Below are 14,720 nucleotides of genomic sequence, written 5' to 3'. Positions count from 1 at the left end.
GATAAGCTAAACACCGGATGCACTGCTTGCGCTGTCGCGGGCGGACTCCGATGATATCGCCGGCTGCCGGCCGGAGACGACCGTGTTTTCAGACTGGGTATCTACTGCCAGGCTTACACCAATAAGAGATACATCTCTTTTCTCGGGATTTGAAATTTTATTTTGAGTTTTAGCATCTTAACGCTCGCTAATGTATTCAGAAAATAGCTTTTACTGGCATATAGGTTCTATATGCACACACATAGTATATACAAGTTTGTTATGACACAGTATCGGCGTGGAAATTCAGTATCCATCCCTGCTTTAGCTCTCACACTGGTACGGATTGCAGTCCGGTCTGAGCCACAGCGGAGCACAGCGACACAGCCGGTCAGAGAAACGGATGTACAGTTGTTAGAAATTGTTTCAGCGGCATGACGGGGCCGCCGATACCGATGGGTCACTCCCGGGTAAACGACGCTGTCCCGTCGCTAAACGCAAGCGACTCGAGATCGGTGACTTCGGCGGCGGCTGGCAACTCATCGACAAGCGGCTCGGAGACGTGGAGCGTCGAGAGGTCCTGTGTGGTCTGTATCCAGACGATGCGGACAGTGTCAGGATCGTAGCCGCCGAGCGCGGACAGCGCCGTCCGGATAGCAAACTCGTCGTCCGGCGCAACGAGGGGGAGCTTCGCCTTCGCCGTCGACCCGCTGGTGAGTGCATTCGCGTACGTCTTCTGCAGGTCCAGCTGGTCGAGGGCAGCCTGTCGGGTGATGTCGGCCAGCCCGATGCCGTTGCCGTTGCCCTTCGTCGCCTCGGTGAGCCCGCGGGCGTACAGCAGCTTGATCGACGGCTCGTCGGGGTCCGGCGCGTTGAGGACGCGGTAGCGGCCGATGACGTTCGTGTCCATTCCCGCGCCGGAGACGTCCTTGCCGAGCTCGTCGACGACGAGCAGGTCGATGTCGTCGACCGGGAGCGTCGCCATCTCGTCGTAGGCCTGTTCCAGCAGCGCTGGCTCACGGTCGGTGAACGAGCCCGCTGGAATCGCCTCGACGTGGGCCGTCTCCTCGTGGAAGTTCTCGACCAGCGCCACGCCGCCGACCAGCGGCAGTGCCGACTCAACAACCGGGAGTGCAGCTTCCAGCGTCTCCACGTACCCCTCCTTGATGGCTGTCGAGTGGAACGCCTTCGCGCCGTGTTGCTTGCCCAGCCCGACGACGGTCATCTTCATCAGACCACTCTCGATGCGGCCGCTGTAGTTGGTATGGGGTTTCACCCGGTTCACGACGACCACGGCATCCGCTTCCTGTGCCGCTGTCGAGACGTGGACCGGAAACTCGGTGTCACCGACAGTAACGGTGTCGACCTGTGCAGTGTCCATCCGGGCGTCGATGGGGGCATCAAGGCGCGACTCCGTGATGCCCAGGCTCTCCAGCACTTCGCGCTGGCCCTCGGGCGTTGCCCCGCCGTGGCTCCCCATCGCCGGGACGACGACCGGCTCGAAGCCCCGATCACGGATATCCGCAACGACAGTCTCGACGATGTCGTCGATACGGTGGATGCCGCGGCTGCCGACGGCGACGGCGACAGTCGCACCGGGTTCCAGCCCGTCGAAGTCGAGCCGGTCGAGTTCGGTCCGCGCCGCGGCAGACGGGTCGTCAACGGCGGCTGTCTCTGGCTCGTACTGGACACGAGCGAAGTCCGGCAGCGGTTGTGGGTCAATGAGGGCGTCCACGTCGCCTCGGTCGGGGAAGTTCATATCAGAGGGTTAACGGCGGGCCATACAAAAACCGGGTTCACCCGTCGCTACCGTGGCTGGGTGTGCGAATCTCGTTCCAGAAGGGCAGGAAATCCCGGTAGCGACAGGTGTCAGAGGGTGCCGCGTTCAGTCCTGCAACAACAGCCGGACGGCGTCGGAAAGCTGGCCGACGCGAGCGGCGTGTTCGAAGGACTCGTCGCGGATACCGTTCGTGACGAGCGCGAACCCGACGTTCAGTTCAGGGTCGCCCCATCCAAAGGAACTCCCGAGGCCGGCGTGGCCGAACATCCGCTCTTTGCTAGCGGCCCCGAACATGTCGGCGGCGAGCCCGCCGGTCCAGACGCCAAGGCCGTAGCGGGCCGGGCGCGACAGCGTGCCGTCGGACTCGGTTTCGGCGTGAGTCGTGGTCGCCTCATCAACGGTCGCTTCGGTCAGCAGTTGCGTCCCGTCCAGTGACCCGCCGTTGGCGAGACAGGCGTAGAACCGGGCCATGTCCCGTGCCGTACCGATGCCGTTAGCCGCGGGGATCACTGCCCGGCGCATCGCTTCCTGATTGAACGCTCCGGCGTATGCGGCAGGGTCTTCGAGCCCCTCGTCGACATCGTGACACCGCTCGAACGCTTCGTAGCCGGCCAGAGTCGCCACGTCGTCGGGCTCGTCATCCCGCAGACCGATACCGGTGTGGTCCATCCCCAGCGGCTCGAACACGTTCTCCGCGACGTACTCTTCGACCGGCTGGCCGCTACAGCGACGGATGAGTTCGCCGACCAGCCAGCCGTAGTTGATGACGTGATACGCTGGCGTCGTTCCGGGCTCGAACACAGGTTCGATGTCCTCCATCGCCGCGACGACAGCGTCCCAGTCGCCCCAGCTTTCGTACTGTTCGTCGAACTCACCGAAGGGGAGGCCGGCGGTGTGGCTGAGTACCTGCCGGACTGTAATGGATGCTTTCTGCGTGCCGTCGTCGGCAAACTCCGGCCAGTGCTCGACGACCCGGTCGTCGTAGTCGAGTTCGCCCTGCTCGACGAGCTGGTGCAGGCCGACGCCGGCGAACGGCTTCGTACAGGAGAACAGTACGTGACGCGTCTCGGGCGTCGTTTCGTCGCCGTCGGGGCCCGTAGAACCGCCGGCGAAGTCGACGACGAGGTCGCCGTCGACGTACACCGCCAGCTGTGCGCCGTGGTGCAGTCCGACCTCGAGTTGTCGGTCGAACTGAGCCCGGAGCTGTTCGATGGCGTCTTCGCTGAGTTGTGGCATACCTTGTCTTGGCTCCGGCGAGATAATAGAAGTTAGGTTCTGTTCGGTCGCGGAATCGAGCAGCGGACGGCTACTGATTGCGTTCGAGCTGTCAGACCATCATGGTCGATTATGCGAAACGTTGATGTCACTAAGCGGTCACAACTCCGTATGCTCGAAAACAAGAACGGAACGTCCGAGGTATCGACGACCCGGACGTCGTTCGAGATTCTGGCGCTGATTCGGGACGCGGGAGGCGCGACAATCGCGGACATCCGGGCGGAGACGGGTCTAGCAAAGAGCACGGTGTATCGGCATCTTAAGACGCTGCACGACATGGACTATCTCGTCGAGAAGGACGGGGAGTACCGACTCTCGCTGCGGTTTCTGCAACTCAGCGAACCGCCGCGGATACGGCGGCCGGGCTATATCGTCGCCAAGCAGAAAGTCATCGAGTTGGCGATAGAGACCGACGAGCGAGCCCTGTTTCTGGTCGAGGAGGGGTTCGAGGGCGTGTACCTGCACCGGGCCGGCGGCCGGAATCCGCTCCAGAGCGACACGATGATCGGCAAACGCCGGCCACTGCACGCGCTCGCCGCAGGGAAAGCCATTCTCGCGGAGTGGGCTGACGAACGCATCGAGGAGTTCGTCGAAACCACGCCCCTCGACGGACTGACGGCGAACACGATCACCGACCGGGACGCGCTGTTCGAGGAACTCGAACAGGTCCACGAGCAGGGCTATGCGACCAATATGTCCGAACACATGGACGGCCTGCGGGCGGCTGGCGTGCCGGTGTACAACCACGAGGACGACCTCATCGGCGCGCTGAGCGTCTTCGGGCCGAATGGCCGGGTGAGCCAGGACGACATCGAATCGACGTACCCCGATCTGCTGGAACGGAAAGCCAGCGAGTTGAAGATCGACCTCACGTACGATTGAGAAGTACTGTTTCGTGTCAGCGGGGCCGTTCCGTATACCGGAAGAGATTCGACGGCCGCCCTACTCGAACGCCGGAATGCCGGTCAGATCGTGCCCGATAATGAGCGAGTGAATGTCGTGCGTCCCCTCGTAGGTGTAGACTGTTTCGAGGTTCGTCAGGTGCCGCATCGGGGAGTAATCAGCCGTGATGCCGTTGCCGCCAAGCATCTCGCGGGCCACCCGTGACTGCTCGCGGGCCATCCGCGCGTTGTTGCGTTTTGCCATCGACACCTGTTCCGGGCGGAGGTCACCGCGTTCCTTCAGGTCGGCGAGCCGGTGGGCGAGCAACTGGCCCAGCGATATCTGGGTCGCCATCTCCGCGAGCTTCTCCTGCTGGAGCTGATAGCCGGCGATCGGTTTGCCGAACTGCTCGCGGTCGGTGGCGTACTCGTGGGCGGTCTCGAAACAGTCCATCGCGGCCCCGACCGTCCCCCAGGCGATGCCGTAGCGGGCCTGCGTGAGACAGGACAGCGGCCCCTTCATTCCCTCGACGCCCGGCAGAACGTTCTCCTCGGGGACGCGGGCGTTCTGCAGACTGATCTCACCGGTAATCGATGCCCGCAACGAGAGCTTCTCGTCGATCTTGTTCGTCGTCACGCCGTCACGGTCCGTTTCAACGAGGAAGCCCCGCACGGGGTTGCCGTCGGCGGACATGACTTTTGCCCACACCACTGCGAGGTCGCTGATAGGCGCGTTCGTGATCCATGTCTTCGAGCCGTTCAGGACGTAGCCGTCAGCGTCGCGCTCGGCCGTCGTCTCCATCGCCGACGGGTTCGATCCGTGTTCGGGCTCGGTCAGACCGAAACAGCCCACCCGCTCGCCGCTGCCGAGCGCCGGCAGCCATTCCTCCTTCTGGGCGTCGCTACCGTAGGCGTGAATCGGGTACATGACGAGCGCACCCTGAACGCTGGCCATCGAACGCAGGCCGCTGTCGCCAGCCTCCAGTTCCTGCAACAGGAGGCCGTACGCCGTCTCGCTGAGCCCCGGCAGGCCGTACCCATCGAGGTTCGGGGCGTAGAACCCGAGTTCGCCCATCTCGGTGATGAGGTCCGTCGGGAACGTGCCGTCGATCCAGTGCTGCCCGACATCCGGTTTGACTTCGTTCTCGACGAAGTCTCTGGCTGTGTCTCGGACCATCCGCTCTTCCTCGCCGAGGTCGCCTTCGAGACCGAGGTAATCGATCATATAGGTTCTCTGGCCGGGGTTCAATTAAGCGTTTGCCCGGTGCCAAAGGGATAAAAGTCCGTGGCGCTGTCGATGATATAGCATGTCGCAACCAGATAGCCAGACGGCGTGGAGCCGGCTATACATCGACGGAGAGTGGCGTGACGCCGGAACACCTGATACGATTCCGGTGACGAACCCCGCAACGGGCGAGGAAATCACGGCGGTGCCCGCCGGGACAGAGGGGGACGTCAACGACGCCTACCAAGCCGCCGACGCGGCCCAGTCCGACTGGGCGGCGCTGTCGCGTGAGGAGCGCAACGAGTACGTCCAGTCGATGATTGCGGTGATGCAGGACCGACTCGACGAAATCGTCGAACTACTTGCGACGGAGTCAGGCAGTGTCCAGGCCAAAGCGACTGCCGAGGCCAACTTCGCCATGGCGGACTTCCAGAGCGCTCTGGAGATGGTCCCGCCGGAAGAGGAGGTCCGCGATTCGATGTATCACGAGGACAAGGACCATCACATCGTCCGCGAGCCCGCTGGCGTCGTCGGGATTATTTCCCCGTGGAACTTCCCGCTGCACCTCACGACACGGGCGCTCGGCCCCGCGCTCGCGCTGGGGAACACTGTCGTCATCAAGCCCGCGACGGACACGCCGATTACCGGCGGGCTCCTGCTGGCCGACATTGCCGAGGAAGCCGGTCTCCCGGACGGCGTCGTCAACGTCGTCACGGGCCACGGCTCCGACATCGGCGACCGGATGGCCGGCCATCCGACCGCCCGCGTGATGTCATTCACTGGGTCGACGGCAGTCGGCAGGTCTGTGGCCAGTCAGGCCGGGGACGCGCTCGCGCTCCCGGCGCTTGAACTCGGTGGGAACGGACCGTTCGTCGTCACCAAGGACGCCGATATCGAGGCAGCCGCCAAGGCCGGCTCTGTCGGCGCGTTCGGCCATCAGGGACAGGTGTGTATCTCGATTAACCGCCACCTCGTCCACGAGGATGTCTACGATGAGTACGTCGAGAAGCTCGTCGAACACGCGGAGTCACTGACTATCGGGAACCCGCTGGACGAGGACGTGGAGTTCGGTCCGATCATCAACGAGAGTCAGGTCGAGCAGCTTACCTCGTTCATCGAACAGACTGTCGATGCCGGCGCGACGCTGGAAACAGGCGGCGAGGTCGAGGACCTGTTCCTCGAACCGACCGTCCTCTCGGAGTGTACCAACGATATGTCCGCGGCCTGTAACGAACACTTCGGCCCCGTCGCTCCAGTCATCCCCTTCGAGTCCGACGAGGAAGCCGTCGAGCTCGCAAACGACACCGAGTACGGCCTCGCTGCAGGCGTGTACAGCGACGATATCGAACACGGGCGGTCCATCGCCGACCAGATCGACGCCGGGATGGTCCACGTCAACGACCATCCGATTCAGGACGAACCCAACGCCCCGTTCGGCGGGATGAAAAACTCTGGCCTCGGCCGGTACAACGGTGAGTGGATCATGGACGAACTGACCGAGACCAAGTGGATCTCTGTCCAGCACGAAGAGCGCGACTACCAGCTGCTCTAAGCCAGTCGATTCGGGGCCACGGCAGTAACCCACAACAGCGGCTCGGTGTCTCCGGGAACACGAAACTTATGCCCGCTTTCGGCTAGCATCGTCTATGGATACGCCGCGACCAAGCGACCGTTCAGCGGAACCGGTCACCGTGGATTCGATAGCACATGACCTCCGGACGCTGGGTCTCGAACGCGGGGAAACAGTACTGGTCCACGGGTCGCTGTCCGAGCTGGGATGGGTCTGTGGTGGCGCACCAGCGGTGGTAGACGCCCTGCAGCGTGTCGTCACCGAAAGCGGGGCGGTAGTGATGCCAACGCACTCACCCGGCAACAGGGACCCCGATAATATGGGGAACCCACCAGTCCCAGACTCGTGGGCCGACACAATTCGCGAGCAGTTCCCACCGTACCGACCAGCAGTGACGCCAACGCAGGGAATGGGTGCAATCGCCGAGTGTTTTCGCACGTATCCAGCTGTCCACCGGAGCGACCACCCACAGCATTCATTCGCCGCATGGGGGACCGACGCCGAGGCCATCGCTGGCGGGCACGCCTACGACTACTCGCTCGGGGAAGCCTCACCGCTGTCAGCGGTCTACGACCGTGCCGGGAGAGTCCTGTTTCTTGGAACCTCACATGCGACAAACACCTCGCTGCACCTCGCTGAGTACCGCGCCGATATCGACGCCGACACGACAAAACACGCCAGTGCCGTACTTGCTGAGGGCGAGCGCGAATGGCGCCAGTGGACGGACATCGAACTCACCGATACGGATTTTCAGGCCTGCGGCGATGCGTTCGAGCGTGCACACCCCAGCGCCGTCGAGACGGGGACTGTCGGCGTCGGCGAGTCGAAACTCCTCACACAACAGCCGATGGTGGACTTCGCTGTCGAGTGGCTGACAGCAAATCGTTCGTAGGTATCAGCGACCACGGAGCAGTGCCGGCGTGTCTCAGAACTCGTCGATAACGGGGATGCCGACCGTCTCGTACTCACCCATCGACGAGAGAGTGGCCGGCACGTCTTCGAGTGCGAGCGTCTCCCCGACGATCTGAGAGGGGTCGAGCGTCCCGGCGTCGATGAGCCGGAACAGTTCGTCGTAGCGAACCGGCGGCATCCCGTAGGAGCCGTGGAAATCGATTTCCTGCAGGGTCATCGTATCCACCGGAAGCGAGATTTCCCCGGCCTCCTCGTCAGTCGTGAGCCCGACCTGCACGTGGGTGCCCTGCTTGCCCAGCGAGCCAACAGCGTTGCGACAAGTCTCCGGGATACCCAGCGCGTCGATTGCCACATCGGCCCCGCCGTCCGTGACTGCGTGAACCTCACCGGGGACGTTGTCCGCCTCGGCAGCGTTGATTGTCGCCGCCGCGCCGAGGTCCCGCGCCCGGTCGAGTTTGCGGTCCTGGACGTCGACCGCAATCGGTTCGGCCCCGAGCGCATCGGCGATATGGACTGCCGAGAGCCCAACGCCGCCACAGCCGTGGATCGCGACGGCGTCGCCCGGCCTGAGGTCCGCCCGGTCGGTCAGCGCGTGGTATGCCGTCATGAACCGACAGCCAAGCCCAGCCATCTCGGTGAAGTCGACTGCGTCCGGCAGCGTGACGCAGTTGAAGTCGGCTTCGCGGACAGGGAACGCCTCGGCGAACGCTCCCGGTGCGGCGTCGAGGAATCCGAGCGGCATCGATGTCTCGCAGATATTAGCGTGCCCGCGCTGGCAGTACTGGCACGACCCGTCGCCGAGGTGGAACGGGACCGTAACGCGGTCCCCCTCGGAGAACTGTTCGACGTCCGCGCCCACGTCGGCGACGATCCCAGCCGGCTCGTGTCCCAGAATCTGCCCGGGACCGGTCTGGATGCCGAACCATTCCCAGTCCCCCTGCCAAGCGTGCCAGTCGCTCCGGCAGACTCCACAGGCTTCGGTCTCGATGACGACCTGATCCGGCTGGGGCTCCGGATAGGGCACATCCTGAATCGTGAGCGGTTCGCCGTGCTCCTCGATGACAGCTGCTCGCATACCACAATAGTCACAGGACTATCATAAATACCTATCCACGGGCAGACCTGTTGTGGCTGGCTCAGTGGCGGTGGCTGCACGGTATCGAGAACGCCGCCGTCGAAACGATACCTGACAGCCAGAACGCTCTGCCACGGTATGGCCGAGTTACGTCGCCGGAGCGTTCTCGGCGACGGTTTCGATGACCGACTCGTCGACGTACTCGTCACGGAGCGTCTGCTTGGAGAACTTCCCGGTCGCACCCTTGGGAATCCCGTCGACCAGACGGATGGCGTCGGGGACCCACCACGACGGATACGACTCGGCGACGAGGTCTTTAATTTCCTGCCGGAGCGCGGCTTCGTCGGACACAGCATCGCGTGTAACGACGAACGCGGCGGGGCGTTCGTCCCACCGTTCGTGGGGGACAGGGACAACGGCGGCTTCGACGACCTCGTCGTGACCCATAACCGCGTTTTCGACCTCGACGCTGGCGATCCACTCGCCGCCGCTCTTGACGAGGTCGTCCATCCGGTCGACTACGTCGACGTACCCCTCCGGACTCACCCGGACAATGTCACCGGTCTTGAACCAGCCGTCGTCGGTGACGGCCTGTTCGGTCGCGTCGGGGGCGTTGTAGTACTCCTGTGTGACCCACGGGCCACGCATCCAGAGTTCGCCCAGCGACTCGCCGTCCCAGGGTACTTCCTCGCCGTCGGTGTTGACGACTTTGAACTCCAGTCCGGCAATCGGAAGCCCCGCGGAGTGGCTCCGCAGGTCGAACAGCTCCTCCTCCGGAAGGTCCGCCAGCCCGGGCTTTGGCTCGTAGGCGTGGGTGACCGGCGACGTTTCGGTCATACCGTAGCCGGAGATGAGGTCCACGTCGAACTCCTGCTTGTAATCCTCCATCAGTGACCGCGGCGTCGCGGACCCGCCGCTGGTGAAGTACCGAACCGACGAGAAGTCCACGTCGCTCTCGCGGGCGTACTCGAGCAGGTCCATGAAGACGGTCGGGACCGCTGCGGAGACAGTCACGTCCTCTTCCTCGATAAGTTTCGCCAGGTCCTCGGCCGACGGGTTCGGCCCGGGGAGGACCGTCTTGGCTCCGGCAGCGATAGTCGTGAACGGGCGACACCAGCCGCTGACGTGGAACATCGGGACGTACGTCAGTTCCACGTCGTCGGTCTTGATACCGGCCTCGCTGGTCATCAGCGACATGACCTGCGTCCAGTACATCTTCTGGGTGTACTCGACGCCTTTGGGCTTGCCTGTTGTCCCGGACGTGTAGCACATCCCCGCCGGCTGTTCCTCGGGCAGTTGCGGGAAGGAGTAATCGGGGTCGCCGTCGGCGATGAACGATTCGTAGTCGACGACCGGCTCCAGCGACGTTTCGGGGACGGTGTCACCCATCACGATGTACTGCTCGACGGAATCAAAGGCCTCCTCGTCGTAGGCCCCTTCCAGCTTTTCCAGCATGACGGGGTCGACGATGAGAATCTCGTCCTCGGCGTCGGCCACGATGTGCTGGATGTGCTCGTCGGGCAGGAGGAGGTTAATCATGTGGACCTGCGCGCCCATGCAGGCGACGCCGTAGTAGGCCTCCTGATGCCAGTGGTTGTTCCAGGCGAACGTCCCGACCCTGTCGCCACGTTCGATACCTGCCTGTTCGAGGGCCGAAGCCAGCTTCCGCACGCGCTCGGCGTACTCCGCTATTGTGTATCGGTGAATCCCCTGATGTGTCCGCGAGACGATCTCGCTGTCGGGGAACACGTTTTCGCCACGCCACAGGAATGACCGGAGGTTGAGTGGTGCACCACCTGGCATACTCCGTGTCAACACACACCGATATGTTAAAACTAGCCCTGCTCGCTGTGGTAACTCTTGACGTGCCACCCACAGTTCGTGGCCAGCGCTGTCTGAAACTGTGAACCAGCGGTAAATTTATACCGGAACCATGTGAAGCGACCCCATGCAGCGACAACGGAGTGATATCCAGTGAGCGAGTCCGTACTGCTCTCCATCACCGACGGCATCGCCACGCTGACGCTGAACGAACCGGAAACGCGGAACGCACTCACACAGCCCGTATACGACGCCTTGGAGCGCCACCTCGATACCATCGAGACTGCGTCCGATGTTCGGTGTGTCGTCATCGAGGGCACCGGCGAGTCGTTCTCGGCCGGCGGCGACATCGAGGGAATGAGCGAGCGGCTCACGAACGACGACCCGACCGACGACGCCGTCAGCGAACTGGCTCGTCGGACCCGCGACACCATCGCCAGAGTCGTCGCACTGCCGGTCCCGACCGTCGCAAAGGTCGACGGGTCGGCCGTCGGGGCCGGCGCGAACCTCGCTATCGCCTGTGACATCCAGCTGGCGAGCGAGTCGGCCAGCATCGGTTTCGTGTTCCGGCAGGTCGGCCTCAGCGTCGATGCCGGCACATCGTATCTGCTTCCCCGCATTGTCGGGACGAACGTCGCAAAGGAACTCGTATTCACTGGCGAGATACTGGATGCCGAGCGAGCCGCAGAACTGGGCCTGTTCAACCACGTCTACGATGCCGCGTCGTTCGAGTCCGAAGTCGAGGCGACCGTCAGCCGTATCGCCAATGGGCCCACCATTGCCCTCCGGCACTCGAAGCGGCTGCTTCAGGACGGTCTGGAGAAGTCCTTCGACCGCGCCCAGCGCGACGAGGCAACGGCACAGGGCATCGTCTTCGAGACGGCCGACCATGAGGAGGGTGTCGAGGCGTTCCTGACCGACCGCCGACCGGAGTTCGTCGGACGGTGACACGACCCGCAGTTTTTCATGACACGGAGCCAAATCAGACACTATGACTGAACACAGCAGCGACTACTACCAGCGGCTGGTCGACGAAAGTGCGCTCGAAGAATTTCTCACAAGGGAAATAGGCCCGGCCGAGACATTCGACGTTGCGCGCCACGAGCAGGGCCACTCCAACGAGACGCTGTTTGTCACCTGGGGCGACCGAGAGCTGGTCGTCAGGCGGCCCCCGCCGGGCCAGACCGCCGAGACAGCCCACGACGTGTTGCGGGAGTATCGCGTCATCGACGCGCTGCAGGACACAGCCGTCCCGGTCCCGCCGACGGTGACGGCCTGTGACGACCAGACGATCATCGGCAGCGATTTCTACGTCATGGCCCGCGTCGAGGGGACCGTCATCCGAGACGACGAGCCGGCGCGCTTCGGGAGCGACGACGCCCGGGCGGCAGTCGGCACCGAGCTGGTCGACACCCTCGCGGCCATCCACGAGGTAGATCCCACAGCCGTCGGCCTATCCGACCTCGGCCGTGCGGACGGGTATGCGAAGCGGCAGGTCGCACGCTGGGGGAAACAGCTGGCCTGGGCGTTCGAGCGGACGGCCGAATCCCGCACCATCCCTGAACTGGAGCGGGTTGGCTCGTGGTTACAGGACGAGTGCCCTGACGACCACCCCAAGACACTGGTGCATGGCGATTACAAGCTCGATAACGTGATGTTTGGCCCCGGTGACGACCCGAAACTCGCCGCCGTCTTCGACTGGGAGATGGCGACGCTGGGTGACCCACGGGCCGACCTCGGCTGGCTGCTCTCGTACTGGCGCGACGCCAAGGACCCCGAGCCGGAGATCCCCGACCTCGCCATGGAGTTCATCGAAGCACCGGGCTACCTGACCCGGACGGACCTAGTTGACCGCTGGGAAGCCCAGACCGGCCTGACGTTTGAACACGAGCGGTTCTATCGGACGCTCGCCGTGTACAAGCTCGCCGCCCTTGGTGAGATGTTCTACCGCCGCTATCTGGAGGGCAACGCCGACGACCCGTTCTACCCGCTGATGGAGGACCGCGTCCCCGCGCTGGCCAACCGTGCGGTTCGGATTATTGAGGGCGACGAACCGCTCTAACAGAGACAAAATAAGCGCCGATTTTCGTGTCGAAGTCCCCGTAGATGGCATCGGAGTCCTCATACACAGCCCACCGGGCTTTCTGGCTGGGAATAATCCTCGTCGTCCCACGAGACACAGTCGATACTATGGGGATGATTGATATGTGTTGCAACAGACACTACACGTATGCGAGCTGACCAGCCAGAGATAGCGACAGTTGCAGTGCTCGGTGCGGGAACGATGGGCCACGGCATCGCCGAGGTCGCGGCAATCGCCGGCTACGATGTCGTGTTGCGTGACATCGATGCAGCCATCGTCGAAGACGGCTACGACGAAATCGAGTGGTCGCTCGAAAAGCTCGCGGAGAAGGGACGACTCGACGAGGACCCCGACGACGTGGCGGCGCGGGTCGCGACGACGACCGATCTTGAGGCGGCAGTGAGCGACGCGGATCTGGTCATCGAGGCCGGCCCGGAACAGCTCTCGGTGAAACAGGACATCTTCGAGTCCGTCGACGCCGCCGCGCCCCAGGATGCCCTGCTGGCGACGAACAGCTCCTCGCTGTCCATCACGAAAATCGCCCAGGCGACGGAGCGGCCGGAATCGGTGCTGGGTCTGCACTTCTTCAATCCGCCGGTGAAGATGGGCCTCGTCGAAGTCATCTACGGCAAGGCAACGACCGACGAGACAGCCCAGCGTGGCTACGAGTTCATCGAATCGCTCGGCAAGACGCCGATATACGTCCGCAAGGACGTGCGTGGGTTCGTCGTCAACTCCGTCCTCGGGCCGTTCATGAGCGAGCCGGCCTGGATGGTCTCGGCGGGCGAGGCGACCATCCGGCAGGCCGACGCCGCGATGGTCCACGAGCGGGGCTACCCGATGGGCCCGTTCGAACTCGGCGACCTGACCGGCATCGACATCGGCTACCACGTCCGGACGGAGGCCGGGAGGCCGGTCCCGCCCATCATGGCGGAGAAAGTCGAGAACGGGAACCTTGGCCGCAAGACCGGCGAGGGCTACTACGACTACGACGACGGGGACGGCTCGGACTACGTCCCGGAGGACGCCGAAGGCTTCGACCATCTCCGCGTCGAGTCGGTGATGGCAAACGAGGCCGCGAAGCTCGTCGGCGACGACGTGGCGACACCCGAGGCTATCGACACGGGGATGCAACTCGGCGCGGGCTTCCCCGAGGGAACCTGCCGGCGGGCCGACGACATCGGTCTCGACACCATCCTCGAAAAACTCCGAGCGCTCTCCGACGAACACAGTGACGACCGCTACGAGCCGGCCGACTACCTCGTCGAACTGGTGGAAGCCGGCCACACCGGCAAGGAAGCAGACCGGGGCTTCCACGAATACAGCACCGGCGACCGGCCGGGCGACTACCACACCATCAACTGGGAACTCGACGACGATGGCCTGCTGGAAGTGGAACTCGACCGCCCGTCGCGGATGAACGCTATCAGCGAAACCCTCGCGGACGAGGTCGTTGACCTGCTCTCGTCGGTCGACGAGGATGACGTCCGGGCCGTCGTGTTCGAAGGGGCCGGCGACCGCGCCTTCTCCGCCGGGGCCGACATCTCCGGCTTCGCGGACCGCGACCCCGCACAGACTTCGGAACCGACGGAAGTGTTCACGACCGTCGCCGAGTACCCGCGGCCGACGTTGGCGCGCATCGACGGCTACTGTCTCGGGGCGGGCCTGGAGCTTGCCCTCGCCTGTGACCTCCGGCTGGCGACGACCGACTCGGAGTTCGGCTTCCCCGAAATCACGCTCGGCCTGCTGCCCGGGGGCGGCGGGACCCAGCGCGCGATTCGGATGTTGACCGACGCCCGAGCGAAGGAACTGGTCTTCCGCGGCGAGCACATCTCCGCCGAGCGGGCGGCCGACTGGGGGCTCATCAACCGCGCCGTCGACGCCGACGAGTTCGACAGCGTGGTTGGGGAGTTCGTCGAGGACCTCGTCTCCGGGCCGCCGATTGCCCTCCGCAAAGCCAAGCGCGTGATGAACGAGGGGGCCGACGAGAGCCTCGATGCCGGCCTCGAAATGGAGAGCCAGGCCTTTGCGCTCCTGTTGACCACTGACGACGTAGCGGAAGGGACGGCGGCCTTTGCAGCCGACCGCGAACCGGAGTTCGAGGGAGAGTAGCGGCCGT

Annotated in this window: 11 protein-coding genes; 6 read left to right on the top strand and 5 right to left on the bottom strand. The window is 63.9% G+C overall.

Going from position 1 to position 14,720, the window contains the following annotated elements; all coding sequences use genetic code 11:
• Window positions 1-439 precede the first annotated feature (439 nt).
• Both G9C82_RS12490 and G9C82_RS12485 read right to left on the bottom strand, forming a co-directional pair.
• Window positions 440-1,738 (bottom strand): DUF362 domain-containing protein, encoded by a 1,299-nt coding sequence (locus G9C82_RS12490; RefSeq protein WP_127014260.1) that lies wholly within the window; start codon window positions 1,736-1,738, stop codon window positions 440-442.
• 126 nt (window positions 1,739-1,864) lie between these two features.
• Complete coding sequence (locus G9C82_RS12485; RefSeq protein ID WP_127014259.1) at window positions 1,865-2,995, bottom strand: serine hydrolase; 1,131 nt, start codon at window positions 2,993-2,995, stop codon at window positions 1,865-1,867.
• A 150-nt stretch (window positions 2,996-3,145) separates the two neighbouring features.
• On the opposite strand from G9C82_RS12485, the gene G9C82_RS12480 reads away from it, so the two are divergent.
• Complete coding sequence (locus tag G9C82_RS12480) at window positions 3,146-3,916, top strand: IclR family transcriptional regulator (protein ID WP_127014258.1); 771 nt, start codon at window positions 3,146-3,148, stop codon at window positions 3,914-3,916.
• A 60-nt stretch (window positions 3,917-3,976) separates the two neighbouring features.
• Here the strand turns inward: G9C82_RS12480 and G9C82_RS12475 are convergent, their stop codons facing one another.
• Window positions 3,977-5,140, bottom strand: a complete 1,164-nt coding sequence (locus G9C82_RS12475; protein WP_127014257.1) for an acyl-CoA dehydrogenase family protein — start codon at window positions 5,138-5,140, stop codon at window positions 3,977-3,979.
• 82 nt (window positions 5,141-5,222) lie between these two features.
• On the opposite strand from G9C82_RS12475, the gene G9C82_RS12470 reads away from it, so the two are divergent.
• The gene (locus tag G9C82_RS12470; RefSeq protein WP_127014256.1) at window positions 5,223-6,692 is read left to right on the top strand and encodes an aldehyde dehydrogenase family protein; all 1,470 of its coding nucleotides are present in this window, start codon (window positions 5,223-5,225) and stop codon (window positions 6,690-6,692) included.
• A gap of 94 nt (window positions 6,693-6,786) precedes the next feature.
• On the top strand, window positions 6,787-7,602 hold the full coding sequence (locus G9C82_RS12465) for an aminoglycoside N(3)-acetyltransferase (protein WP_127014255.1): 816 nt from the start codon (window positions 6,787-6,789) through the stop codon (window positions 7,600-7,602).
• 33 nt (window positions 7,603-7,635) lie between these two features.
• Here G9C82_RS12465 and G9C82_RS12460 read toward each other — a convergent pair whose 3' ends face one another.
• Window positions 7,636-8,697, bottom strand: a complete 1,062-nt coding sequence (locus G9C82_RS12460; protein ID WP_127014254.1) for a zinc-dependent alcohol dehydrogenase family protein — start codon at window positions 8,695-8,697, stop codon at window positions 7,636-7,638.
• Window positions 8,698-8,844: 147 nt separating this feature from the next.
• Complete coding sequence (locus G9C82_RS12455) at window positions 8,845-10,500, bottom strand: long-chain-fatty-acid--CoA ligase (protein ID WP_127014253.1); 1,656 nt, start codon at window positions 10,498-10,500, stop codon at window positions 8,845-8,847.
• Window positions 10,501-10,671: 171 nt separating this feature from the next.
• On the opposite strand from G9C82_RS12455, the gene G9C82_RS12450 reads away from it, so the two are divergent.
• The 3 genes from G9C82_RS12450 (at window position 10,672) to G9C82_RS12440 (ending at window position 14,713) form a co-directional block, all read left to right on the top strand.
• Window positions 10,672-11,466 carry an enoyl-CoA hydratase/isomerase family protein gene (locus tag G9C82_RS12450; protein WP_127014252.1) on the top strand — a complete coding sequence of 265 codons (795 nt, stop codon included), beginning with the start codon at window positions 10,672-10,674 and terminating at the stop codon, window positions 11,464-11,466.
• Window positions 11,467-11,509: 43 nt separating this feature from the next.
• Complete coding sequence (locus G9C82_RS12445) at window positions 11,510-12,580, top strand: phosphotransferase family protein (protein WP_004958231.1); 1,071 nt, start codon at window positions 11,510-11,512, stop codon at window positions 12,578-12,580.
• 168 nt (window positions 12,581-12,748) lie between these two features.
• Window positions 12,749-14,713: a 3-hydroxyacyl-CoA dehydrogenase/enoyl-CoA hydratase family protein gene (locus G9C82_RS12440; protein ID WP_127014251.1), complete on the top strand. Its 1,965-nt coding sequence runs from the start codon at window positions 12,749-12,751 to the stop codon at window positions 14,711-14,713.
• Window positions 14,714-14,720: the final 7 nt, after the last annotated feature.

The organism is Haloarcula sp. R1-2, assembly GCF_011627385.1.
Lineage (GTDB): Archaea > Halobacteriota > Halobacteria > Halobacteriales > Haloarculaceae > Haloarcula > Haloarcula marismortui.
The sequence above is the reverse complement of the archived record's forward strand: the minus strand, read 5'-3'. Positions and strand labels throughout refer to the sequence as shown.

Excerpts from the sequence above, each read along its gene's own strand:
- G9C82_RS12460 (WP_127014254.1), bottom strand. The coding sequence starts at position 8,697 with ATGCGAGCAGCTGTCATCGAGGAGCACGGCGAACCGCTCACGATTCAG.
- G9C82_RS12485 (WP_127014259.1), bottom strand. The coding sequence starts at position 2,995 with ATGCCACAACTCAGCGAAGACGCCATCGAACAGCTCCGGGCTCAGTTC.
- G9C82_RS12470 (WP_127014256.1), top strand. The coding sequence starts at position 5,223 with ATGTCGCAACCAGATAGCCAGACGGCGTGGAGCCGGCTATACATCGAC.
- G9C82_RS12445 (WP_004958231.1), top strand. The coding sequence starts at position 11,510 with ATGACTGAACACAGCAGCGACTACTACCAGCGGCTGGTCGACGAAAGT.
- G9C82_RS12490 (WP_127014260.1), bottom strand. The coding sequence starts at position 1,738 with ATGAACTTCCCCGACCGAGGCGACGTGGACGCCCTCATTGACCCACAA.
- G9C82_RS12480 (WP_127014258.1), top strand. The coding sequence starts at position 3,146 with ATGCTCGAAAACAAGAACGGAACGTCCGAGGTATCGACGACCCGGACG.
- G9C82_RS12455 (WP_127014253.1), bottom strand. The coding sequence starts at position 10,500 with ATGCCAGGTGGTGCACCACTCAACCTCCGGTCATTCCTGTGGCGTGGC.
- G9C82_RS12440 (WP_127014251.1), top strand. The coding sequence starts at position 12,749 with ATGCGAGCTGACCAGCCAGAGATAGCGACAGTTGCAGTGCTCGGTGCG.
- G9C82_RS12475 (WP_127014257.1), bottom strand. The coding sequence starts at position 5,140 with ATGATCGATTACCTCGGTCTCGAAGGCGACCTCGGCGAGGAAGAGCGG.
- G9C82_RS12465 (WP_127014255.1), top strand. The coding sequence starts at position 6,787 with ATGGATACGCCGCGACCAAGCGACCGTTCAGCGGAACCGGTCACCGTG.